This window comes from Halorubrum amylolyticum (assembly GCF_004114995.1).
Classification (GTDB): domain Archaea; phylum Halobacteriota; class Halobacteria; order Halobacteriales; family Haloferacaceae; genus Halorubrum; species Halorubrum amylolyticum.
Window position 1 is genome coordinate 15,431 of the sequence record NZ_SDJP01000018.1, and the last position, 21,013, is coordinate 36,443.

The following is a 21,013-nucleotide window of genomic DNA, read 5'->3' on the forward strand; positions in this document are numbered from 1 at the left end:
GGAGGCGCGCGCCACCGCCGTTTCTTTATAAGTTCCAAATGGACCGTGGAGGTTCTCGCGCCGTTCACCGCGTTCCCGTCTTCCCGGAGCGTCCGAACGGTCTAAGTGGACTCAAACCCGAACTCGACCAATGAGTCTTCGGCCCGCGTGGCTGACGTTCAGGCGATACGCGGCGACGACGACCGGGATGACGCTGGTGTTGTTCGCGCTCGGCGTCTACACCGCGGCGACCGGCTCGGGACTGGCGTGTCAGGCCCAGTGGCCGCTCTGTTCCGACCAGTTCATTCCCGAGCTGACGATCAATCCTGACTTCATCGAGTGGTTCCACCGCGTGTGGGCGATGGTCACCGGGTTCCTCATCATCGGCGTCGCCGGCTGGACGTGGGTCGGTGGTCGGGAGCGCCGGACCCGGCTGGCGGCGACGCTCGCGGTCGCGATCCTCCCGCTGCAGATCACGGTCGGAGCGATCACGGTCACCCTCGGCGGGATCGTTCCCGGCGGATACACGGTGTCGACGCACGCGGCCCACCTGATCGTCGCGCTGGGCATCTTCACGCTGCTCGGACTGGCGACAATCTGGGGCGGCGGGCGCGGCTCCCCGCGGCTGCTCCGGGCTGCGGTCGGGGTCGCCGCGGTCGGGATCGTCGCCAGCGCGGTGTTCTCGCGGGCGGTCCCGTTCGTCACTTACTCGCCGGGCGCGCAGGCGGGCTTCTACGTGGCCGGACTCACCGGCCACCTCGGGCTCGTGGCCGCCGTCGCGTACGCCACGGAGGCCGTCCGCACCGGGTACGCAGGACTGCCTCTGTCGACCGCGAAGACCGTCCGCCTGCTCGCCGCCGGCTCGATGGCCGCGCTGGTCGGTACCCTGCTTTTGGGCCGCGATCTGGTGTTGTACACCGCGTTCTGGCAGCGGCTCAACCTCGTCGCGCTCGGCGTCGCCGCCGCGCTCGCGCTCGGCGCCGCGTGGGCAGTCAGAGGCCTCGGGTCCGAGGGGAGGACGACTGACGCCGTTCGCGTCGACTGACGCCTTCGCGTCCTGACCCCGCCCGAGGAGGAAAGGTTGAAATCAGTTCCCGTTCACCCACCGGTATGTCATACCGCACGGAGACGGACGTGAGCCGTCGGACGTACCTGAAGCTGACCGGCGGGGCCAGCGCCGTCGGGCTGACCGGCGTCGCCGGCTGCCTCGGGGACGACAGCACCACGATCACCCCGGGCACCGCGCCCGGCTTCCCGCCGTTCGAGATGCAGGAGGACGGCGAGCTGGTCGGCTTCGACGTCGACCTGCTGGAGGCTGTCGTCGGGGAGACGGAGTACGAGATCGGCGAGTGGGCCACCTTCGAGTTCGACTCGCTCATCCCCGCGCTCACCCAGAACGAGGAGATCGACGTGATCGCGGCCGCGATGACGGTCACCGAGGACCGGCAGGAGACGATCGCCTTCTCGGACCCCTACTGGGAGTCGGATCAGGCGATTCTCGTGCGCGAGGGCGGCGACTTCCAGCCCTCGTCGTGGGAGGACTTCGAGGGCGTCCGCGTGGGTGCGCAGTCGGGCACGACCGGCGCCGACCAGGTGTCGTCGAACCTCGTCGAACCCGGCATCGTCGCCGAGGACGACTACTCCTCGTACGAGAGCTACGTGTTCGCGGTCGAGGACCTCGCGAACGAGAACGTCGACGCCGTCGTCATCGACCTCCCGGTCGCGGAGACGTTCGCGGCCAACCGCGACGTGGAGGTCGCGTTTATCGAGGGGACCGGCGAGCAGTTCGGCTTCGGCATCCGACAGGGCGAGTCGGAGTTCCAGTCGGCGCTGAACGACGGGCTCGCGACCGTCCGCGACGACGGGACGTACAGCGAGATCACGAGCACCTGGTTCGGACAGGAGTAGGATGTCGGACCCGGGGACGCTCGCGCTCGCGGCGGCCGCCAGCGTCGCGGCCGACCTCCCGGCGGCCGACGGCCTCGCGACGCTCGCGTTCGTCGGCGAGACCGCGGACTGGTGGTTCATCGGTGAACCCGTCGACTGGGAGTTCGTCTTCAGCAACGCCGACTACCTCGGTATCGGCGCCCTGCTGACGGTCGGGCTCACGATCGCGTCGATCCTCCTCGGGTTCGTCGTCGGGTTCCCGGCCGGCGCGGTCGAGGTGTACGGCGACGGGCTCCTCGAACGGGTCGTCAGCGCTGTCGGGATCGTGCTCCGCGGAACGCCGATCGTCGTGATCCTCATCGTGATGTACTTCGTCGTCGGCGTCCCCCAGATTAACCTCGGCATCGTCTCGATCTCCTCGGCGATGACGGCCGGGATCTTGGGGCTCGGCCTGCGCAGCGCCGCGTACCAGTCGCAGATCTTCCGGGCGACCTTATCGAGCGTCGACGACGGCCAGCTCGAGGCCGGGCGCTCGATCGGGCTCTCGCGGTTCGAGGCGGTCCGGTACGTCGTCGTTCCGCAGGCCCTGCGCCGGTCGATCCCGGGCTTTCAAAACGAGTTCACGATCGTGTTGAAGGACACGAGCATCGTGTTCGCGATCGGGCTCGCGGAGCTGCTCACACGGGGATACGACCTGTTCTCGGAGCAGACGACCGCGGTGCTCGAAGTGATCCTCTTCATCAGTGCAATCTACTTCGTCCTCACGTTCACGACGAACCGCGCGCTCGACTACCTCGGCGACCACTACGCGATCCCGGAGGGGGAGTCGGCGTGAGTGACGACGACTTCCTCCGCGTGACGGACGTCTCGAAGTGGTACGGCGACGAGAAGGTGCTCAACGAGGTCTCCTTCGAGATGGACCGGGGCGACGTGACCGTCCTGATCGGGCCGTCCGGCTCCGGGAAATCGACCATGCTGCGCTGCGTCAACCGGCTCGCGGAGGCGCAAGAGGGGTCGATCCTGCTGGACGGCGAGGAGGTGCTCTCGCCCGACCTCGACGTCGACGATCTCCGCCGCGAGGTCGGGATGGTGTTTCAGGGGTTCAACCTGTTCGCGCACCTCACCGCGGTCGGCAACGTCGCGCTCGGCCCGCGCCGCGTCCTCGGGCTCTCGGAGGCGGAGGCCCGCGAGCGCGCCGAGGCCCAACTGGAGCGCGTCGGGCTCGGCGAGCAGCTCGACTCCTACCCCGCGGAGCTGTCCGGGGGCCAACAGCAGCGGGTCGGCATCGCCCGCGCACTGGCGATGGAGCCGAAACTGATGTTATTCGACGAGCCGACGAGCGCGCTCGACCCCGAGCTCATCGGCGAGGTGTTGGAGGTGATGCACGGGCTCGTCGACGAGGGGATGACGATGCTCGTAGTCACCCACGAGATGAGCTTCGCCCGCGCGGTCGCCGACGAGATCGTGTTCCTAGATGACGGCCGCGTGGTCGAGCGCGGCCCGCCCGAACAGCTGTTCGAACGCCCCGAGGAGGAACGGACCGGCCGGTTCCTCGAACGGATCGCGAGCCACGACTGATGGCGAGCGCGACGAGACCCGCGGCGGTCCGTGAACGCGTGGCCGAGTCCGACCGCTCGGTCGGCCGGCTCCTCCTCGTCGCCGCCGGCGCGCTGTTCTGGGGCTGGCTCGCCGTGAGCTGGGTCAACCGGTGGCTCGGTGGCGTGATCGTGCCGGTCGGCCAGCCGCTCGTCCCGCCGAGCGCCGTCGAGACGTCTCTCGGGGCGGTTCCGGGGCTCGCCGCCTACGCGGCCGACGCCGCCTTCGTCGTCGAGCTGACGCCCGAGCTGTCGCGGGGGACGTGGCTCACGGTCGTGATCACCGCCGTGAGCCTCGCGCTCGGGTTCGTCATCGCCGTGCCGCTGGCGGTGACCCGCGTGTACGGACGGTTCTCGGCGTGGCTCTCGCTGGCGTACACGGAGCTGCTGCGCGGCACGCCCCTCCTCGCGCAGCTGTTCGTGCTCTACTACGGGCTCAACCTCGCGAGCTACGTCCCCGGCGCGTTCTCCGGCGCGTTCGCGCGGGACGTGGTCTGGGTGGCGATCCTCGGGTTCACGCTCAACGGGGCCGCGTATCAGGCCGAGTACATCCGCGGAGCCCTAGAGAGCGTCGAGGAGGGCCAGATCACCGCGGGCCGCGCGATCGGGCTCTCGAAGCTGGAGACGATCTACTACGTCGTGCTCCCGCAGGGGCTCCGGTACGCGATCCCCTCGTGGACCAACGAGTTCGTCTACCTGATCAAGTACTCGTCGCTGGCGGCCTTTATCACGGTTCCCGAGCTGTACTACCGGGCCGACCAGATCGCCTCCGAGACGTTCCGCTACACGCTCATCTTCGTCGTGACCGGGGTGACGTACCTCGCGTTAGTCCTCACCGCCTCGAAACTGATGGGGCGCGTCGAGGAGCGCGTCGCGATCCCCGGACTCGGCGCCGAGCGCGAGGAGTGAGGGGCGCTGTCTTTCGAAGTCGGTGACGACCTCGACGCCGCGTACATACCGAGACCACGGCCCGTCGCGGATCAAAACCGCCCGCCGGCTCCGATCGGCGTCAGACACGTGATCTGCTGGTGATACGAACTCAGAGAGACCAGTCCGCGAACTTTGTTTCACCGATAAAATGCTCTTTTAACGGGTTTGAAGTGCGTATTATGAACACCAATCAACCACGCCACAGATAATAAAATTGATATTTTAGAAAGGTTTATTATTCTACAGTAAGGAGGGTCAGGTGTGACGCAGCCGATGGAGCGTCGACCGGGAGTCGCGTATCGGCGACCGGACGGCGACCCGACTCGACTCGTCGTCGAGGCCGCGGGCGAGTCGCGACTGAACCCGGAGGCGCTGCCGCGCTCCGACTGGCTCCGGATCGTCGAGGCGGGTGACAGGGCCCGGCTCCGCGACGCGCTCGACGAGGGCGCGGTCGACGTGACGTACCGGCTCACGGTCGACGACGAGTCCGAGTGGGTCCACGAGCGCGGCGCGCGCGACGAGCGCGGCGACATCGTCGGCTATCTCTTCTCCGCCGACGACCGGGTCGAGCGCCGCAAACAGCTCGAACAGCAGCGGGAGCGACTGGAGGAGTTCGCCAGCGTGGTCACTCACGACCTGCGGAACCCGCTCTCCGTCGCGGTCGGGAACATCGAACTAGCTCGGGAGTTCGGCAGCGAGGAGCCTGCCGAGCGGTTGGACCGCGCCCACGACGCGCTCAACTACATGGACGGCCTCATCTCGGACCTTCTCGCGCTCGCCCGCGAGGGCCGATCGGTCGAGGAGACCGCGCCGACCGATCTCCGGGACATCGTGGATCAGGCGTGGCGGACGATCGACGCTCCCGAAAGCATCGTCCTCGTCGTCGACGAACCCCTGCCGACTGTCGAGTGCGATCGGAGCCGGCTCCGGCAGGCGTTGGAGAACCTCTTCCGCAACGCGATCGAACACGGGGCGGGGGACGCGCTCTCGGTCGCTCCCGACGACCAGAACGACGGCGAGGAAAATCGCAACGATGTCGATCCGGGAATCTTCGACGGAGACGCCACCGACCCCTCGATACGGGTGTTCGTGGGGGCGTTCCCGGACGGCTTCTTCGTCGCCGACGACGGCGCGGGGATCGACCCGTCGGAGCGTGACGCCGTCTTCGACCCGGGCCACTCGACCGACAGGGACGGGACGGGGTTCGGGCTCTCCATCGTCGAACGCATCGCGGAGGCCCACGGCTGGGCGGTCTCGGTGGCCGAGAGCCGGGATAGCGGTGCTCGATTCGAGTTCACCGGCGTCGACCCAGAGGGGTCCGGCGGCGTCGACGCCGCGCCGAACGAGAGCGTCGCCTCCGAACCCGGCAAGCTCGACTCGGCAAGCGGATCGGAGCCGTCGCCGAGCGAGTGATACTCCGCCGCCGCGACCGCTACCGCTGAGACCGCCTCACGCTCGCTCAGACGAAGTCGCTCAGTCCCGCCTGTCCGTCGTCATCGCCGTCGGCGGTATCGCCGTCGGCGGTATCGTCGCCGGTCGTCTCGCCGGTTATCTCGCCGCTCGTCTTACCGCTCGCTCCGTCGTTGCCGGCGACCGGGGCGTCAGTCTCGCCCGCCTCGTCGCCGGTCGATGAGTCGGTCGGGGTCGCCGCGTGGCGGCCGCCGGCGAAGGCGCCCTCGGCGTGGTCCTCCATCCGCTTCTCGCGGAGCGCCTGGGCGTCCTCGACGATCGATTCCACCTTGTTCGTCGACTCGCCGGAGCCGGTGACAAAGGCGACGCCCGCCTCGTCGAGGTCGTAGGCGGTCGCCATCGCGACCGTCAGCTCGCGGGGCTTGCAGTGATGGGTGACCGCCTTCAGGAACGGGAGCACCTCGCGGCGCGCCGTCGCGACGCTGCACCCGCTCGCGGCGGCGATCTGCCCGACGATCTCGTCCGCGGTCGCGTCCGAGGAGCTCCAGAACTGCGGGCGGCCGTAGCGCGTCCACCCGCCCTTCTCCCCGTCCCGCGCGGCGGCAACGCCCGCGGCCGCGTTGTCGGTGGCGTAGCGCCAGTACGAGTAGTTCTGGGTGGCTCGGACGCGCCCAAGCCACACGTCGGCGTTCGCGAGGAAGTCGTACGCGCGGACCGCCTCCATCGGCTCGTACACGTCGAGGACGTTGTTCTCGATCCACTTCGTGAGGTCGTCGGGCGTCTCGTCGACGGCGTACGCCGACTGGAGCGCCTCTTCCGTCGACTCCTCTTTCAGGACCGCGTCGAGGAACGGGAACAGGCCCAGCGCCTTGTCGCGGTCGCCGGTGACCACGTCCTCGACCGCGATCGAGTCGCGGCCCTCCGTGGCGGCCTGCAGGTCGTTGATCGCGCCGCGGAGGTCGCCGCGGTTGCGCTCGGCGATCCGTTCGAGCGCGTCCGACTCGAACTCGATCCCCTCCTTCCGGCACACGTCGCGGAGGACGGGAACGATAGAGCGCGCGGAGACGTCGCGGAACTCGATCTCCTGTGTGGCATTCCGGAGCCCGCGCGCCATGTCGTAGTAGTCGTTGGCGATGAGGACGATTGGCTGGCCCGACTCCTTGACCAGCTTCGTGATCGCGCTCGCTCCCCCGCGGTCGTAGTTGCCGTGGATGTTGTCGGCCTCGTCCAAGATGACGAGCTGGCGGGAGGCCGTGTCGCCGCCGGCCGCGCCGCCGCCCGCCGCGCTCCCGCCGAGGGTGGCGTTGCGCGCGGCCCGCCCCGCGAACCGCTCGATGACGTCGGCGGTGCGCTGGTCGGAGGCGTTCAGCTCGACCGTCTCCCACCCCATGTCGTTCGCGAGCGCGTGGGCCGCGCTCGTCTTCCCGACGCCCGGGCTCCCGTGGAGGACGACGGCCTCGCGGTGGTCGTCCCACGAGCGCGCCCACTCCGCGAACGCGTCGCGGGCCTTGTCGTTGCCGCGGACCTCCGAGAGCGTGCTCGGGCGGTACTTCTCCGTCCAATCGGCCATTACCCGTGCAAGGAGCGAGCCGCGTTTAGTGGTTGCGGAGGCTCGTTCCCCGTCTGCGTTCGGCAGTGCAGCACACCGGCTTGCGGCGGACGCGACCGCCTTCGTCATCGGAAAGCGTCTGAAAGTTCTGACACGTGGCACTCGCAGTGGCGGCAGCGACCGACGCCGTCGGAACCGCCGTGGAGGCGGTTCATAGCGCACCCCCGAAACGGGTTTTCGGGCGTTAGACGGTGCTAAGGCTGACGATAATGAGGCCCAGTCAAAATGTTCATGGGACCGCTGAGAGTCGAACTCAGGTCATACGGACCCCATCCGCATAGGATACCACTACCCCACGGTCCCTGTCTGCATCCGAAAAAACGATCGTCCGGTAATTAAGGACTTCGTTTCACTCGTCGCTCGTCGGTCGCGACGGCCTCAGACGAGGACGCGTTCCAGCGAGACGACGACGCCCGACTCGGCGTCGGGATCGCCGACCAGTCGCCCGAGACAGACCGCGGCGCCGTCGGGGGTGTGGCAGGCGACGAGCGGGGGGTCGCGATCGGTGTCATCCTCGTTGCCCCCGTCGTCGCCCGCCTCGCGTTCCGAAACAGAGTCCGCGTCGATGACGCCGGGGGCGTAGACGGGCGCGCCGGTGGCCACGTTGCGCGCGGCGGAGGGCGCGATCGTCACCGACGGGAGGTGGACCAACGCGTCCTCGGCGGGACGGACGACCTCACGGAGGAGCGCGTCGTCGCCCTCCTCGGCCCACGCGAGCCCGTCGACGAGGTCCTGTAGGGGATGCAGGTCGCGGTCGTCGAACGGGTCGGTGGCGGTGCGCCGGAGGTGGCCCATGTGCGCGCCGACGCCCGCGGCGAGGCCGATGTCGTGACAGAGTTTCCGGACGTACGTCCCGGACTCACACCGGATCCGGAGGAGGGCCTGCCGGTCGTCGACCTCCAGCACGTCGAGGTCGTAGATCGTGCGGGTGCGGAGCCGGCGGGTCACCGCGCTCTTGCGCGGGGGTTTCTGGTAGATCTCCGCCTCGAACTCGGCGACCACGTCGCGGAAATCCGCGGGGGGCGACCCGTGAAGCTCCAGCACCGAGACGTACTCCTTGCTCCCCTCCAAGAAGACCTGCGCGGCGCGGGTCGCGTCGCCGGTCAGCGTCGGGAGACAGCCGGTGACCTTGGGGTCGAGCGTGCCCGCGTGGGCGACCCCGTCGATCTGGGCGCCCGCCGGGTCCAGCGTCGCCAGCGACTCGTTGATCGCGTCGCGCACCCACGCGGAGAGCTGGTGGGAGGATGGCCCGGCGGGCTTGTCGACGTTGACGACGCCGAACCGAAGCAGCTCCGGGACCGAGCGATCGTCCGGCGGGGATCGGAGGAGCTCGGCAGTATCGTCGTCGGTGTCGTCGGAGTGTCGGGTCATGCGGGGAGTGTGGAGTGTAGGGAGTATGGATGCGGCGGTCAGAAGTCGTAGGTCACGCCCTCGATCGGCGCCTTCCCCTCGTCGGTCGCGGGGTCGTACGCGTCGATGGTCGCGACGAGGACGTCGATGAACGCCTCCGGACCCCATCGTGCGGTGTTGTACGCGGCGTCGTAGATCGATAGGTCGTCGGTGTCGATGTCGTAGTACTCGCGGTACCGCTTCCGCTCGGAGGCCTCGCGGCGCTCGGTCTCCGCCTTCGCGCGGTCGACGGGCTTCGCCTCGCGCTCGGCGATGCGCTCGGCGCGGATCGACACGGGGGCGTCGAACCAGAACCGGAAGTCGGCGTGGTCCCCGGAGAGCCATCCGGCGAGCCGCGACTCCAGCACGAGATCGTCGCGGGTCGTGGCGATCTCGCGGAGTCGGCGGTCCAGGTCCCGGTCGATCTGGGGGTCGTCCTCCGCGAACTCGTTGAACTCGACGGGCGTCATGTCGCGTTCGGCCGCCATCTCGCGGAAGATGTCGCCGCCGGAGACGTGGCCGAGGCCGAGCCGATCGGCGAGCCCCACGGCGTTCGTGCTCTTCCCGCTTCCCGGCGGGCCGGAGACGGTGATCAACATATCGCTACTGCGCGGGTGTCGTTCAAAACGGTTGTCGTTCGGCGCGGGGGAAGTGGGGAAGCGCGTCGGCGAGGCGTCGGCGAGGCGTCGGCGAGATGGCGGCGAGGCGCCGACGATATGGCGGCGAGGCGTCGGCGAGATGGCGGCGAGGCGCCGACGATATGGCGGCGAGGCGCCGACGGAGCGCCGCCGAGCGTCGGGGCGGTCCTACCGATCCCGCGTCGTAGCGGTCATCGACCAGACTGCGACCGCGCCGAGCAGGACGGCCGGGACGAGCGGCAGGGCGAGGTACGTCGCGAAAAAGGAGAACCCGAGCGCGCCCGCCGCGTACGGGTACACGTAGATGATCCCGGGGATGACGAGAACGCAGGTGAAAAGCACCGCCGTCAGCGCCCACCCCTTTCGCCCGAAGCCGTCGGCCTCGGGTTCGGACTCGGCGATCGCCGGATCGGGCGCTCCTCGGCCGGCGCCCGTGCTCTTGTCGCCGCGGCCTCCCTCGTCGTCGCCGACCTCGCCGGGTACGTGGACGTATCCGCCGTCCGTGCTCTCTCCCGCGTCGCCGTCGGCGTCAGAACTCACTGTCGGGTGTAACGACCACTTTGCCAAAGCCCTCACGGTTCTCGATCATCTCGTGGGCGCGCGCGGCCTCGCTCATCGGCAGGGTCTCGCGGATATGCGGCTCGAACGTGCCGTCCCAGACCAGCTCCAGCACGTCGTCGACCTCGCCGGGCGTCGCCATCGTCGAGCCGATCACGGACAGCTGGTTCCAGAAGATCCGGTTGAGCCCGGCGTCGGGGTTCGGGCCGGTTGTCGCGCCGCAGGTGACGAGCCGACCGCCCTTCGCCATCGACTTCAGCGAGTCGGGGTAGGTGGCCTCGCCGATGTGGTCGACGACGACGTCGACCCCGCGCTTGCCGGTGAGTTCGGCGATCTCGTCGGCGAAGTCGTTCGCTTCGTAGTCGATGACGTGGTCGGCGCCGCACGCCTCGGCGTGCGAGAGCTTCTCCTCGCTGGAGGCGGTCGCGAACACCTCACAGCCCGCGTGGTCGGCGATCTGCACCGCGGCGTGGCCGACGCCGCCGGAGGCGCCGAGCACGAGCACCGTCTCGCCGGCCTCGATGTCGGCGCGGGTCTGGAGCATCCGCCACGCGGTCTGGAAGACGAGGGAGGCGGAGCCCGCGATCTCCCAGTCGACGCCCGACGGGACCGGCACGAGGTTCTCCGCGGGCACGGCCGCGCGCTCGGCGTGGACGCCGCGGACGTGCTCGCCGATGATGTGGAACGAGGGGCAGAGCGACTCCTCGCCGTGCCGGCAGAAATCGCACTCGCCGCAGGAGACGCCGGCGCTCACGGCGACGCGGTCGCCGACCTCGAAGCGCGTCACGCCCTCGCCGACCGCCTTGACGACGCCGGCCGCGTCGCTGCCGGGGATATGGGGCATTTCCAGGTCGATGCCGGGCATCCCGCGTCGCGTCCAGATGTCGAGGTGGTTCAACGCCCCGGCCTTGACGTCGACGAGGACCTCGCCGCGGTCCGGTTCGGGGTCCGGGAACTCGCCGTACTCGATCACGTCGCGGTCGCCGTGGGAGTCGAACTGAACGGCCTTCATGCGGGGATCCAGCCGCGGCACCCACTAAACAGTACGCCAAACGGAATCTGACACGGGATCGCCGCTCTCGATCCGGCGAGCGCTCGTTTCCCACGTTACCCTCTCACACCCGTGCGAACCGGGCACATTCGCCCCGCCCTTCCGTGATGTTTAAGTATTGAAGGCGGGACCGTACGGATGCACGAACTGCAGGGGCGTCGGGTCCCGAGTCCACGAGGGCGATGATACAACGCGGGTTGCGGTAGCCAAGCTTGGCCCAAGGCGCAGGGTTGCTAACTCTGTGGCGTCACTGCCTCCGGGGTTCGAATCCCCGCCGCAACGCTCGAACGGACCGAGTACCGCCGGATTCGCGCCGGTAGGACTCACCACAACCAACACATGAGCACGGAAGAATCACAGGACGACTCGCCGGAGGAGGAAGAAGACCTCCAGTACTTCGTCCGGATCGGGGGCGCTGACCTCGACGGGACGAAGACGGTCGAGCGAAGCCTGTCCGAACTCGACGGCATCGGCACGCGCACGGCGCGGCTGGTCGCCGAGAAGGCCGACGTGGACAAGAACGCCACGTTCGGGCTCCTCGACGAGGATGATCTCGACGCGGTGGTCGACATCGCCGAGAACCTCGAAGACCACGTCCCGTCGTGGATGACGAACAGACAGAACGACTTCTACTCCGGAGAGACGACGCACCTCGTCGGCACCGATGTCAACGAGAAGCGTCGCCACGACATCAACCGGATGAAGATCATCGAATCGTACAAGGGCGTTCGCCACAAGCGCGGCCAGAAGGTACGCGGCCAGCGCACGAAGTCCACGGGTCGCTCGGAGGGGACCATCGGGGTCAACGTCGAGGAGATCCGCGAGGAGATGGCGGAAGAGGAAGCGGGTGACGAAGAATGAGCACCGGCAAGAACACCAAAGGCTACGAGACGCCGAACCACCCGTACCAGGGCGAGCGCATCGCCGAGGAGTCCGACCTCCTCTCGCGGTACGGCCTGAAGAACAAAGAGGAGTTCTGGCGCGCCCAGTCCGAGCTGCGCAGCATGCGACGCGAGGCGCGTCGCCTGCTCGGCGAGGCGCAGGGCGACGTCGACGCCGCCCAGGAGGCCGGCGCGGAGTTCGTCGCGCGGCTCCGCCGGATCGGCATCCTCGGCGACAACGACGACATCTCCGCGGTCCTCTCGCTGGACGTGACCGACCTGCTCGAGCGCCGTCTCCAGACGGTCGCCTACCGGCAGGGGTTCGCGTCCTCGACCCAGCAGGCCCGCCAGTTCATCGTTCACGGCCACATCACCGTCGACGGCGCTCGCGTCACGCGCCCCTCGGTGAAGGTCGACGTGGACGACGAGGGCGCCATCGCCTTCGACGAGAACAGCCCGCTCGCGGACGATCTCCACCCCGAGCGCGCGGAGTCACAGGAGTAAGCAACCATGAGTGAATCCGAGGACGGAAAGTGGGGCATCGCCCACGTGTACGCGTCGTTCAACAACACGCTCATCACGGTCACCGACGAGACGGGCGCCGAGACGATCGCCAAGTCGTCCGGCGGCACCGTGGTGAAGCAGAACCGCGACGAGGCGTCGCCGTACGCCGCCATGCAGATGGCGGAGGTCGTCGCCGAGCGCGTCAAGGATGCCGGCTTAGAGGGCGTGCACGTTCGCGTGCGCGGTCCCGGCGGCAACCTCAACAAGTCCACCGGTCCCGGTGCGCAGGCGACGATCCGCGCGCTTTCGCGTGCGGGCGTCGAGATCGGTCGGATCGAGGACGTCACGCCCATCCCGCACGACGGGACGAAGGCGCCAAAGAACAAGCGAGTCTGACATGACGGAAGACGACTTCGACGTCCAGTACGTCGAACGGGACGAACGCAGCGCGCGGGTACTGATCCGCGGGCTCACGCCGGCGTTCGCCAACGGTATCCGCCGCGCGATGATCGCCGACGTCCCGACGTTCTCGATCGACACCGTTCGGTTCGTCGAGAACTCCTCCGTCATGTTCGACGAGATGATCGGGCTTCGGCTGGGGCTCGTGCCCCTGACGACGCCGCTCGACGACTTCGAACTCGGCGACGAGGTCACCCTCGCGCTCGACGTCGAAGGCCCGGCGACGGCGTACTCCGGCGACATCGAGAGCGCGGACCCGCTCGTCGAGGTCGCCGACGACAACGTTCCGATCATCGAGCTGAAGGAGGGACAGCGGCTGGAGTTCGAGGCCGACGCGGTGCTCGACACCGGCAAAGAGCACGCCAAACATCAGGGCGGCGTCTCCGTCGGCTACCGCCACCTTCAGCGCGTCTCCGTCGAGGGCGACCTCGGCGAGTTCGACGACGACGAGCCGCGAATTCTCCGCGGCGTCATCGAGACGCCCGACGGTGAGGTCGAACTCACCGACGAGTTCGACAACGATCTCTCGGAGCGGTTCCCCGGGAAGGAGGTCAGCGTCGAGGATGTCCCCGGCGCGTTCGTGTTCCACATCGAGACGGACGGCTCGTTCGATGTCGAGGAACTGCTGCTCCGCGCGATCGACTCCATCGAGGAGCGCGCGGACGAACTACAGACGAAAGTCGCGGTCTAACGTAATGACGGACCTTCAAACCGCACCCACGGCGCTCGCCCCTGCACGAAGTCGCGGCGCCGCGCTCCGCTCCGACGCCGCGTCGGAGCGCTTTGCGTCCGAGTCCGACTCGGATCGTCCCGACACCGGGACCGAAAGTGGTTTGAAGGGAGCCGGATTACGCAGGAGTGCACGCAGGGATAGCCAAGTCAGGCCAACGGCGCAGCGTTCAGGGCGCTGTCCTGTAGAGGTCCGCAGGTTCAAATCCTGCTCCCTGCACTCCGTTTTCACTAACTCTCCACTTCAGGAGGGACAGCTATGAGTAGCAAGACGAATCCGAAACTACAGAACCTCATCGCCGATCTGAAGTCGGTCTCGCGCGACTCCGGTGCCAACGTGTGGCAGGACGTCGCCGACCGACTGGAGAAGCCACGGCGCACGCACGCTGAGGTCAACCTGGGTCGCATCGAACGGTACGCTCAGGAAGACGAGACGGTCGTCGTCCCCGGCAAGGTGCTGGGCAGCGGTGTGCTCGAAAAGAACGTCACCGTCGCCGCCGTCGACTTCTCGGGCACCGCCCGCACGAAGATCGATCAGGCCGGCGAAGCGGTGTCGCTCGAACAGTTCATCGAACAGAATCCCGAAGGGAGCAACGTCCGGGTGATCCGATGAGTCTCGCGAAGATCGACGCGGACGTCGTCGTCGACGCCCGGGACTGCATCCTCGGTCGCGTCTCGTCGAAGGTCGCGCAGCGCGTCCTCGACGGCGAGACTGTCGCCGTCGTCAACGCCGAGTACGCGGTCATCACCGGCAACGAGGAGGCGACGATGGAGACGTACCACACCCGCGCGGAGCTCGGCTCCGACAGCGGGCCGTACTACCCCAAGCGCCCCGACCGGATCTTCAAGCGTGCCATCCGCGGCATGCTGCCGTACAAGACGGAGGACGGCCGCGAGGCGTTCTCGAACGTACGCGTGTACGTCGGGAACCCCTACGAGCGCGACGAGGACATCGAGAGCGTCGTCCTCGACGGCACCTCGCTCGACCGCCTCTCGAACATCAAATTCACGACGCTCGGGGATATCTCCGAGTCTCTGGGAGCCAACGTCACATGGTAACTAACACCTCAGGCAAGAAGAAGACGGCCGTCGCCCGCGCCACCGTGCGCGACGGCGAGGGCCGCGTTCGCATCAACTCCCAGCCAGTCGAGCTGGTCGAACCGGAGCAGGCGCGGCTCAAGATGCTGGAGCCGTTCCGCATCGCGGGCGAGGAGCTCCGCGCCGACGTGGACATCGAGGTCAACGTCGAGGGCGGCGGCTTCAGCGGTCAGGCAGACGCGACGCGGACCGCCATCGCGCGCGGTCTCGTCCAGCACCTCGGCGACGCCGAGCTGCGCGACGCGTACATGAACTTCGACCGCACGCTGCTGGTCAACGACGTGCGCCAGTCCGAACCCAAGAAGTGGGGCGGACCGGGCGCGCGTGCCCGCTACCAGAAGTCCTACCGCTGAGGTGATCCAGTCATGATGATCCCCGTCCGGTGTTTCACGTGCGGCAACGTCGTGGGTGAACACTGGGAGGAGTTCAAGGAGCGCGCCCGCGAAGGTGACGAAGACCCCGGCGAGGTTCTCGACGAGCTCGGCGTCGACCGGCACTGCTGCCGGCGCATGATGGTTAGTCACCGCGACCTCGTCGACGTCGTCTCGCCGTACCAGTAAACCATGTCAGGACAGCGATACAATCGATACGAGAAGGCACGAATCCTCGGCGCGCGAGCGCTGCAGGTGTCCTACGGGGCGCCCGTGCTGATCGACACGGACCAGACGGAGCCCATCCTCGTCGCCGCAGAGGAGTACGACGCGGGTGCGCTCCCCTTCACCGTCCGGAGGGGGTCCAACTGATGACACGAATCACCGGCATCTCGCTGCGTCGCGTGCTCGACTCGCGCGGAAACCCGACCGTGGAGGCCGACGTGCTCACCGAGTCCGGCGGCTTCGGCCGCGGGGCGGCGCCCAGCGGGGCGTCCACGGGCGAGTACGAGGCGATCGAGCTTCCGGCCAACGAGTCCATCGCGGCGGCCCGCGAGCACGCGGTCCCCCGCCTCGAAGGCGTGTACGCCGGCGACCAGCGCGCCGTCGACAACGCGCTGCGCGCCGCCGACGGCACGGACGACTTCTCCGCGATCGGCGCCAACAGCGCGGTCGCGATCTCGATGGCGGCCGCGAAGGCCGCCGCCGACGTGCTCGGTGCGCCGCTGTACCAGCACCTCGGGGGCGCGTTCCGCGGCGAGAACTTCCCGATCCCGCTCGGCAACGTCGTCGGCGGCGGGGAGCACGCCAAGGAGGCGACCCACATTCAGGAGTTCCTCGCGGCACCCGTCGGCGCGCCGAGCGTCTCGGAGGCCGTCTTCGCGAACGCCGCGGTCCACGCGGCGGTCGCGGACGTGCTCGACGAGCGCGGCGTGCCGGCCGCGAAGGGCGACGAGGGCGCGTGGGCGCCTCCGATCTCGGACGCGGACGCGTTTGAGGTCGTCGACGAGGCGGTCGACCGCGTCGAGGACGAAGTGGGCTTCGAGATCCGCTTCGGGCTCGACATGGCGGCCGCCGAGCTGTACGACGACGACGAGGGCGCGTACGTGTACGGCGACGAGACGAAGTCGACCGGCGAGCAGATCGACTACGTCGCCGACCTCGTCGACGAGTACGACCTCGCGTACGTCGAGGACCCGCTCGATGAGAACGACTACGAGGCGTTCGCGGAGCTGACCGACCGGGTCGGCGACCGGACGCTGATCTGTGGCGACGACCTGTTCGTCACCAACGTCGAGCGGCTCCGCGAGGGGATCGACGCGGGCGCGGCCAACAGCATCCTGATCAAGCCGAACCAGATCGGGACGCTGTCGGACGCGTTCGACGCGGTCGAACTCGCCGCCCGCAACGGGTACGAGACGGTCATCTCGCACCGCTCGGGCGAGACCGAGGACACCACCATCGCACACCTCGCCGTGGCGACCGATGCCGGGTTCATCAAGACCGGCACGGTCGGCGGCGAGCGCACCGCCAAGCTGAACGAACTGGTCCGCATCGCGGACGACGCGGTATGACGGGCCGACACCACGCATGACGGAAGACAACGACGCGGTCGAACTCGACGACGACGCGGAGACCGAGGCGGTCGACGCGGCGGTCGAGGAGGAGGCCGACACGACCGAGGAACCGACCGCCGACGCGGCTGCCGAGGAGGCACCCGCCGACGCCGAACCCGACGAGGCGGCCGCAGAGGCCGACGCGGGCGACGACGCCGCCGACGAGGAGGACGCCTCCCCGTTCGACGACGACGTCATGCCCGACGACGACGTCGACCTGCTGATCCCCGTCGAGGACTACCTCTCCGCCGGTGTCCACATCGGGACCCAGCAGAAGACGGCCGACATGGAGCGGTTCATCCACCGCGTCCGCGACGACGGTCTGTACGTGCTCGACGTGAGCACGACGGATAAGCGGGTTCGCACTGCCGCGAACTTCCTCGGGAACTACAACCCCGAGCAGATCCTCGTCACGTCCTCGCGCCAGTACGGCCGGTTCCCGGCCGAGAAGTTCGCGGACGCCATCGGCGCCCGCGCCCGCACGGGACGTTTCATCCCCGGCACGCTGACGAACCCCGACTACGCCGGCTACATCGAGCCGGACGTGGTCGTGGTCACTGACCCGATCGGCGACGCGCAGGCCGTCAAAGAGGCCATCACCGTCGGCATCCCGGTGATCGCGATGTGCGACTCCAACAACCAGCTGTCGAACGTCGACCTCGTCATTCCGACGAACAACAAGGGTCGACGCGCGCTGTCGGTCGTCTACTGGCTTCTCGCCAACGAGACGCTCGACCGCCGCGGCTCCGACACCGTCTTCGCCCTCGACGACTTCGAGGACGAGCTGTAAGTCGGTCTTCGACGTCGAGTTCGACTTTTCTGATAGTTCACTCCCGTAGCCCCGCCGCTGTCGCCGTCGCTATCGTGGTAACGAGTGATCGGCGAGGCGATCTTTCGGGAGACGAACTCGTGAGTCCGGCCTTCCGCTCGGCCCACGGAATTAGCGGTCCTCGTCGGGCACGTCGTGGGTCCACCGCGGTTCAATCTCCCGATTCGCGAGGACGACGCGGTCGCCGCCGTCCGTGTCGATCCGGGTCTTCCGGAGCTCGATCGCCGCGACCGTTCCCGTCACGCCCTTCGCTTCGACGCGGTAGCCGACGTTGAAGTCGGGGTCGCGAAGGAGATAGACCCCCGCCACCGTATCCTCGATCATCTCGGAGAGCGCGTACGAGACGCCCAGCGCGATGAAGCCGACGGCGGTGCCGAGACTCGCCGCGATGTCGCCCATGCCGACGACCTTCAGGAACGTCAGCGCGACGCCGAACCACAGGAAGATCGCCACGAGCGTGGCGATGAGATCGCCCACGAGCTCGCGGTCGCCGACATACACTCGATCGATCGAGGACCGGACGAGCGCGAGAACGATTCGGACGGTCACGTACGCCAGCGCGAGAAAGACCACCCCCGAGAGCAGCCGGGGGATCGCGACCGCCACGCCGTCGAGGAAGTTCGTGATCGACCGCGTCAAAAGCGACGGAAGCGTCGTCATGGTGCGCACGACGGCGGCCGTCGGTGAAAAGCTGACGGGGGTCGGAGTGGCGTTCCCGTCCGGCGTCCGTCCCCGTCTGAGGGGACGGCAAGCGCAACGCCTGTAAGCACGCGGGGAGAGGGGATTCGTATGACCGTCTGTGAAGCGCCGGGGAAGGTGTACCTCTTCGGCGAACACGCCGTCGTCTACGGCGAGCCCGCCGTCCCGGCGGCGATCGAGCGGCGCGCCACGGTGACCGCCGAGCCCCGGTCGGACGACCACGTCCGCGTCGAGGCCGAGGATCTCTCGCTCGACGGATTCACCGTCGAGTACGCCGGCGACGCCGGCGACCGTCCCGACGTGGACGTGCCGACTCCGCTGGTCGAGGCCGCGATGGGGTACGTCGACGCCGCGGTCGAGCAGGCGCGAGACGCGGCCGACGCCCCCGATGCCGGCTTCGACATCACCGTCGAGAGCGACATTCCGCTGGGTGCGGGGTTGGGATCGTCGGCCGCCGTCGTCGTCGCGGGGATCGACGCCGCGACCCGCGCGATCGGGGAACCGCTGGATCGCCGCGAGCTGGCCGACCGCGCGTACCGCGCGGAGTTCGAGGTGCAGGACGGGCAGGCCTCCCGCGCCGACACGTTCTGCTCGACGATGGGGGGTGCGGTCCGTGTCGAGGGCGACGACTGCGAGCCGATCGAGGCGCCCAACCTCCCCTTCGTCGTCGGCTTCGACGGCGGCGCCGGCGACACCGGCGAGCTCGTCGCCGGCGTCGACGAGCTCCGCGAGGAGTACGGGTTCGCCGCCGACACCGTCGAGTCGATCGGTGAGCTGGTACGAACCGGCGAGGGGCTGCTCGAAGGCGCCGTCCCGGAAGGAACGCCGAGCGCCGACGCGGAGCCGTCGCCGGAGCTGCTCGCGGAGCTGGGCGAGCTGATGGACTTCAACCACGGACTGTTAGCCGCGCTCGGCGTCTCCGCGCGCTCGCTCGACGCGATGGTGTGGGCCGCCCGCGACGCCGGCGCCCACGGCGCGAAGCTCACCGGCGCGGGCGGCGGCGGCTGCATCGTCGCGCTCGACGCGAGCGACGCGACGGAGACGGCGCTCTCGTTCACGCAGGGCTGCGAGGACGCGTTCCGGGCGGAGCTCGCGACCGAGGGCGTCCGGGTGGTGGAGCCGTGAGCCCGACTCGGGAGGTGGCCGAGACGGACGGAACAGAGGGGGCGGACGAGGCCGCACCGCCCGTCGTGCTCAAGCTCGGCGGGAGCCTGATCACGGAGAAGGACCGCCCGGAGACGCTCGACGACGCGGCGCTCGACGCGGCCTGCGACGCGGTCGCGGGCGCGCTCGCGGACGGCGCGGTCGAGCGACTCGTCGTCGTCCACGGCGGCGGGAGCTTCGGCCACCACCACGCCAGCGAACGCGGCGTCTCGACGACCGCGGGCACGGGCGACGCCGACGCGGTGATGGACGTTCACGGCGCGATGACGAGGCTGAACCGCGCCGTCCTCGACCGGCTCCACGACCGGGACGTGCCCGCGGTTCCGGTCCACCCGCTTTCTCTTTCGGCCCGCACAGAGGGGGCCGACGGTGACCTCGACCTCCCGCTTTCCTCGACGGCGACGCTGCTCGGCGAGGGGTTCGTTCCCGTGCTCCACGGCGACGGGGTCGCGACCGCGGGCGCGGGCGTCACCGTCGTCTCCGGCGACGAGCTGGTCGTCGAACTGGCCGCGGGGCTCGGCGCGCGGCGAGTCGGCGTCTGCTCGACGGTGCCGGGCGTCCTCGACGGCGACGGCGACGTGATCCCCGCCATCGACTCGTTCGAGGCGGTCGCCGACGCGCTGGGCGCGAGCGACGCGACCGACGTGTCGGGCGGGATGGCGGCGAAGGTCCGGGAGCTGCTGGCGCTCGACGCGCCGGCACACGTGTTCGGCGCCGCGGGGCTGGAGCCGTTCCTGCGGGGCGAGGACGCCGGAACGCGGATCGGCTAGGCCGGGTCGTCCGCGGCCGGTTCGGCCCCGCGAATGATACACACGTGGCCGCCGTCGGTCGTGTGGGTGAGGACGAGCCGTTCGCGCACCCGTCCGCCGTCGGCGCAGTCGACCGTCGCCTCGCCGGACCAGTGTCCCTCCTCGGTCACGATCGGGAGGATCTCGTCGGTGAACCGCTCGACCTCGTCGTCGGGGTAGAACCGCTCCCAGTGGGTCCCGACCAGCGTCTCCGGGTCGATCCCGTACACCGACGCGTACGCCTCGTTGGCGAAGAGGTACGTCCCGTCGGCGTCCAGGATTCCGATCGGCTCGCTCGCGGCCTCCAGCGCGGCGATGCTGCGTTCGACCTGCCGGCCGAGCCGATGGCGATCGACCGCGTTGCGGAGTCTATTGACGAGCATCTCGAACTGGTCGGCGCCGCCGCCCTTCTGAAGGTAGTCGGTGACGCCGGCCGAAATCGCCTCGCTGGCGACCTCCTCGCTCCCCTTCCCCGTGAAGAGGACGAACGGGAGCTCCGGGTCGACCTCGCGGACGCGTTTGAGGAGGTCGATCCCGGTTCCGTCCGGGAGGTCGTAGTCGCAGACGACGGCGTCGAACGACCCCTCCTCGAACCGCTCGACGGCGTCCCCCGCCGTCGAAACCGACTCGTGGTCGATCCGGCCGTCGAGCCGATCGAGGTACGTCGCGGTGAGTTCGGCGAACGCCGGGTCGTCCTCGACGTGGAGCAGGCGAACCGTCGCCGCCGATCCCGTCCCGTCGTGCATATCGGTAGAGGTCTTCGTCGCGGCATAAACACTTCGGGGGATTCGTCCGTGCGGAGCGTCCCCTCCCTGGACGACGGCCCGAC

At 68.9% G+C, this 21,013-nt stretch carries 26 protein-coding genes and 3 tRNA genes; 21 read left to right on the forward strand and 8 right to left on the reverse strand.

Annotated elements, in window-relative coordinates:
• Positions 1–187: 187 nt before the first annotated feature.
• From ESO89_RS12270 to ESO89_RS12295, 6 genes are all read left to right on the forward strand, one after another.
• Positions 188–1,024 (forward strand): COX15/CtaA family protein, encoded by an 837-nt coding sequence (locus ESO89_RS12270; protein ID WP_128905828.1) that lies wholly within the window; start codon positions 188–190, stop codon positions 1,022–1,024.
• 65 nt (positions 1,025–1,089) lie between these two features.
• Positions 1,090–1,887, forward strand: a complete 798-nt coding sequence (locus tag ESO89_RS12275) for a basic amino acid ABC transporter substrate-binding protein (RefSeq protein ID WP_128905776.1) — start codon at positions 1,090–1,092, stop codon at positions 1,885–1,887.
• Position 1,888: 1 nt separating this feature from the next.
• Positions 1,889–2,701 (forward strand): amino acid ABC transporter permease, encoded by an 813-nt coding sequence (locus tag ESO89_RS12280; RefSeq protein WP_128905777.1) that lies wholly within the window; start codon positions 1,889–1,891, stop codon positions 2,699–2,701.
• Positions 2,698–3,444: an amino acid ABC transporter ATP-binding protein gene (locus tag ESO89_RS12285; RefSeq protein ID WP_128905778.1), complete on the forward strand. Its 747-nt coding sequence runs from the start codon at positions 2,698–2,700 to the stop codon at positions 3,442–3,444. The genes ESO89_RS12280 and ESO89_RS12285 overlap by 4 nt, the downstream gene beginning before the upstream one ends.
• Positions 3,444–4,370: an ABC transporter permease subunit gene (locus ESO89_RS12290; RefSeq protein ID WP_128905779.1), complete on the forward strand. Its 927-nt coding sequence runs from the start codon at positions 3,444–3,446 to the stop codon at positions 4,368–4,370. The genes ESO89_RS12285 and ESO89_RS12290 overlap by 1 nt, the downstream gene beginning before the upstream one ends.
• 294 nt (positions 4,371–4,664) lie before the next feature.
• Positions 4,665–5,804 carry a sensor histidine kinase gene (locus ESO89_RS12295; protein ID WP_128905829.1) on the forward strand — a complete coding sequence of 380 codons (1,140 nt, stop codon included), beginning with the start codon at positions 4,665–4,667 and terminating at the stop codon, positions 5,802–5,804.
• Positions 5,805–5,850: 46 nt separating this feature from the next.
• On the opposite strand, the gene ESO89_RS12300 is transcribed toward ESO89_RS12295, so the two are convergent.
• The 6 genes from ESO89_RS12300 to ESO89_RS12325 all read right to left on the reverse strand — a co-directional run bounded on the left by ESO89_RS12300 (position 5,851) and on the right by ESO89_RS12325 (position 11,007).
• Positions 5,851–7,371: a replication factor C large subunit gene (locus ESO89_RS12300; RefSeq protein ID WP_128905780.1), complete on the reverse strand. Its 1,521-nt coding sequence runs from the start codon at positions 7,369–7,371 to the stop codon at positions 5,851–5,853.
• Between the two features lie 271 nt (positions 7,372–7,642).
• A tRNA-Pro gene (locus ESO89_RS12305) sits at positions 7,643–7,713 on the reverse strand.
• Positions 7,714–7,788: 75 nt separating this feature from the next.
• Complete coding sequence (locus ESO89_RS12310) at positions 7,789–8,781, reverse strand: RNA-guided pseudouridylation complex pseudouridine synthase subunit Cbf5 (protein ID WP_128905781.1); 993 nt, start codon at positions 8,779–8,781, stop codon at positions 7,789–7,791.
• Between the two features lie 38 nt (positions 8,782–8,819).
• Complete coding sequence (gene cmk, locus ESO89_RS12315; RefSeq protein ID WP_128905782.1) at positions 8,820–9,398, reverse strand: (d)CMP kinase; 579 nt, start codon at positions 9,396–9,398, stop codon at positions 8,820–8,822.
• Positions 9,399–9,605: 207 nt separating this feature from the next.
• Positions 9,606–9,977 (reverse strand): hypothetical protein, encoded by a 372-nt coding sequence (locus tag ESO89_RS12320; protein WP_128905783.1) that lies wholly within the window; start codon positions 9,975–9,977, stop codon positions 9,606–9,608.
• On the reverse strand, positions 9,967–11,007 hold the full coding sequence (locus ESO89_RS12325) for a zinc-binding dehydrogenase (protein ID WP_128905784.1): 1,041 nt from the start codon (positions 11,005–11,007) through the stop codon (positions 9,967–9,969). The genes ESO89_RS12320 and ESO89_RS12325 overlap by 11 nt, the downstream gene beginning before the upstream one ends.
• Before the next feature lie 235 nt (positions 11,008–11,242).
• On the opposite strand from ESO89_RS12325, the gene ESO89_RS12330 reads away from it, so the two are divergent.
• From ESO89_RS12330 to rpsB, 13 genes are all read left to right on the forward strand, one after another.
• Positions 11,243–11,328: transfer RNA gene (locus ESO89_RS12330), tRNA-Ser, on the forward strand.
• A gap of 57 nt (positions 11,329–11,385) precedes the next feature.
• Positions 11,386–11,907 carry a 30S ribosomal protein S13 gene (locus ESO89_RS12335; protein WP_128905785.1) on the forward strand — a complete coding sequence of 174 codons (522 nt, stop codon included), beginning with the start codon at positions 11,386–11,388 and terminating at the stop codon, positions 11,905–11,907.
• Complete coding sequence (locus ESO89_RS12340) at positions 11,904–12,431, forward strand: 30S ribosomal protein S4 (RefSeq protein WP_004046447.1); 528 nt, start codon at positions 11,904–11,906, stop codon at positions 12,429–12,431. The genes ESO89_RS12335 and ESO89_RS12340 overlap by 4 nt, the downstream gene beginning before the upstream one ends.
• A gap of 6 nt (positions 12,432–12,437) precedes the next feature.
• On the forward strand, positions 12,438–12,827 hold the full coding sequence (locus tag ESO89_RS12345; RefSeq protein WP_004046448.1) for a 30S ribosomal protein S11: 390 nt from the start codon (positions 12,438–12,440) through the stop codon (positions 12,825–12,827).
• Between the two features lies 1 nt (position 12,828).
• A complete protein-coding gene (locus ESO89_RS12350) occupies positions 12,829–13,581 on the forward strand; it encodes a DNA-directed RNA polymerase subunit D (RefSeq protein WP_128905786.1) in 753 nt (250 codons plus the stop codon).
• A gap of 173 nt (positions 13,582–13,754) precedes the next feature.
• Positions 13,755–13,839, forward strand: a tRNA-Leu gene (locus tag ESO89_RS12355).
• A 39-nt stretch (positions 13,840–13,878) separates the two neighbouring features.
• On the forward strand, positions 13,879–14,232 hold the full coding sequence (locus ESO89_RS12360) for a 50S ribosomal protein L18e (protein WP_008848306.1): 354 nt from the start codon (positions 13,879–13,881) through the stop codon (positions 14,230–14,232).
• Positions 14,229–14,678 carry a 50S ribosomal protein L13 gene (locus ESO89_RS12365; protein WP_128905787.1) on the forward strand — a complete coding sequence of 150 codons (450 nt, stop codon included), beginning with the start codon at positions 14,229–14,231 and terminating at the stop codon, positions 14,676–14,678. Before ESO89_RS12360 ends, ESO89_RS12365 begins: the two co-directional genes overlap by 4 nt.
• Positions 14,672–15,070 carry a 30S ribosomal protein S9 gene (locus ESO89_RS12370; RefSeq protein ID WP_004046452.1) on the forward strand — a complete coding sequence of 133 codons (399 nt, stop codon included), beginning with the start codon at positions 14,672–14,674 and terminating at the stop codon, positions 15,068–15,070. The genes ESO89_RS12365 and ESO89_RS12370 overlap by 7 nt, the downstream gene beginning before the upstream one ends.
• A 12-nt stretch (positions 15,071–15,082) precedes the next feature.
• Positions 15,083–15,277 (forward strand): DNA-directed RNA polymerase subunit N, encoded by a 195-nt coding sequence (locus tag ESO89_RS12375; RefSeq protein ID WP_128905788.1) that lies wholly within the window; start codon positions 15,083–15,085, stop codon positions 15,275–15,277.
• A 3-nt stretch (positions 15,278–15,280) separates the two neighbouring features.
• Positions 15,281–15,460 carry a DNA-directed RNA polymerase subunit K gene (locus ESO89_RS12380; protein ID WP_128905789.1) on the forward strand — a complete coding sequence of 60 codons (180 nt, stop codon included), beginning with the start codon at positions 15,281–15,283 and terminating at the stop codon, positions 15,458–15,460.
• Positions 15,460–16,662 (forward strand): phosphopyruvate hydratase, encoded by a 1,203-nt coding sequence (gene eno / locus ESO89_RS12385; protein WP_128905790.1) that lies wholly within the window; start codon positions 15,460–15,462, stop codon positions 16,660–16,662. The genes ESO89_RS12380 and eno overlap by 1 nt, the downstream gene beginning before the upstream one ends.
• A 16-nt stretch (positions 16,663–16,678) precedes the next feature.
• A complete protein-coding gene (gene rpsB / locus ESO89_RS12390) occupies positions 16,679–17,494 on the forward strand; it encodes a 30S ribosomal protein S2 (protein ID WP_128905791.1) in 816 nt (271 codons plus the stop codon).
• A gap of 150 nt (positions 17,495–17,644) precedes the next feature.
• Here the strand turns inward: rpsB and ESO89_RS12395 are convergent, their stop codons facing one another.
• A complete protein-coding gene (locus ESO89_RS12395) occupies positions 17,645–18,193 on the reverse strand; it encodes a mechanosensitive ion channel domain-containing protein (RefSeq protein WP_128905792.1) in 549 nt (182 codons plus the stop codon).
• A 129-nt stretch (positions 18,194–18,322) separates the two neighbouring features.
• Here ESO89_RS12395 and mvk point away from each other — a divergent pair, with 129 nt between their 5' ends.
• Positions 18,323–19,357 carry a mevalonate kinase gene (gene mvk / locus ESO89_RS12400; RefSeq protein ID WP_128905793.1) on the forward strand — a complete coding sequence of 345 codons (1,035 nt, stop codon included), beginning with the start codon at positions 18,323–18,325 and terminating at the stop codon, positions 19,355–19,357.
• A 14-nt stretch (positions 19,358–19,371) separates the two neighbouring features.
• Positions 19,372–20,166: an isopentenyl phosphate kinase gene (locus ESO89_RS12405; protein ID WP_128905830.1), complete on the forward strand. Its 795-nt coding sequence runs from the start codon at positions 19,372–19,374 to the stop codon at positions 20,164–20,166.
• On the opposite strand, the gene ESO89_RS12410 is transcribed toward ESO89_RS12405, so the two are convergent.
• A complete protein-coding gene (locus tag ESO89_RS12410) occupies positions 20,163–20,930 on the reverse strand; it encodes a response regulator (RefSeq protein WP_128905794.1) in 768 nt (255 codons plus the stop codon). The two genes, ESO89_RS12405 and ESO89_RS12410, sit on opposite strands and share 4 nt — an antisense overlap.
• Positions 20,931–21,013 lie beyond the last annotated feature (83 nt).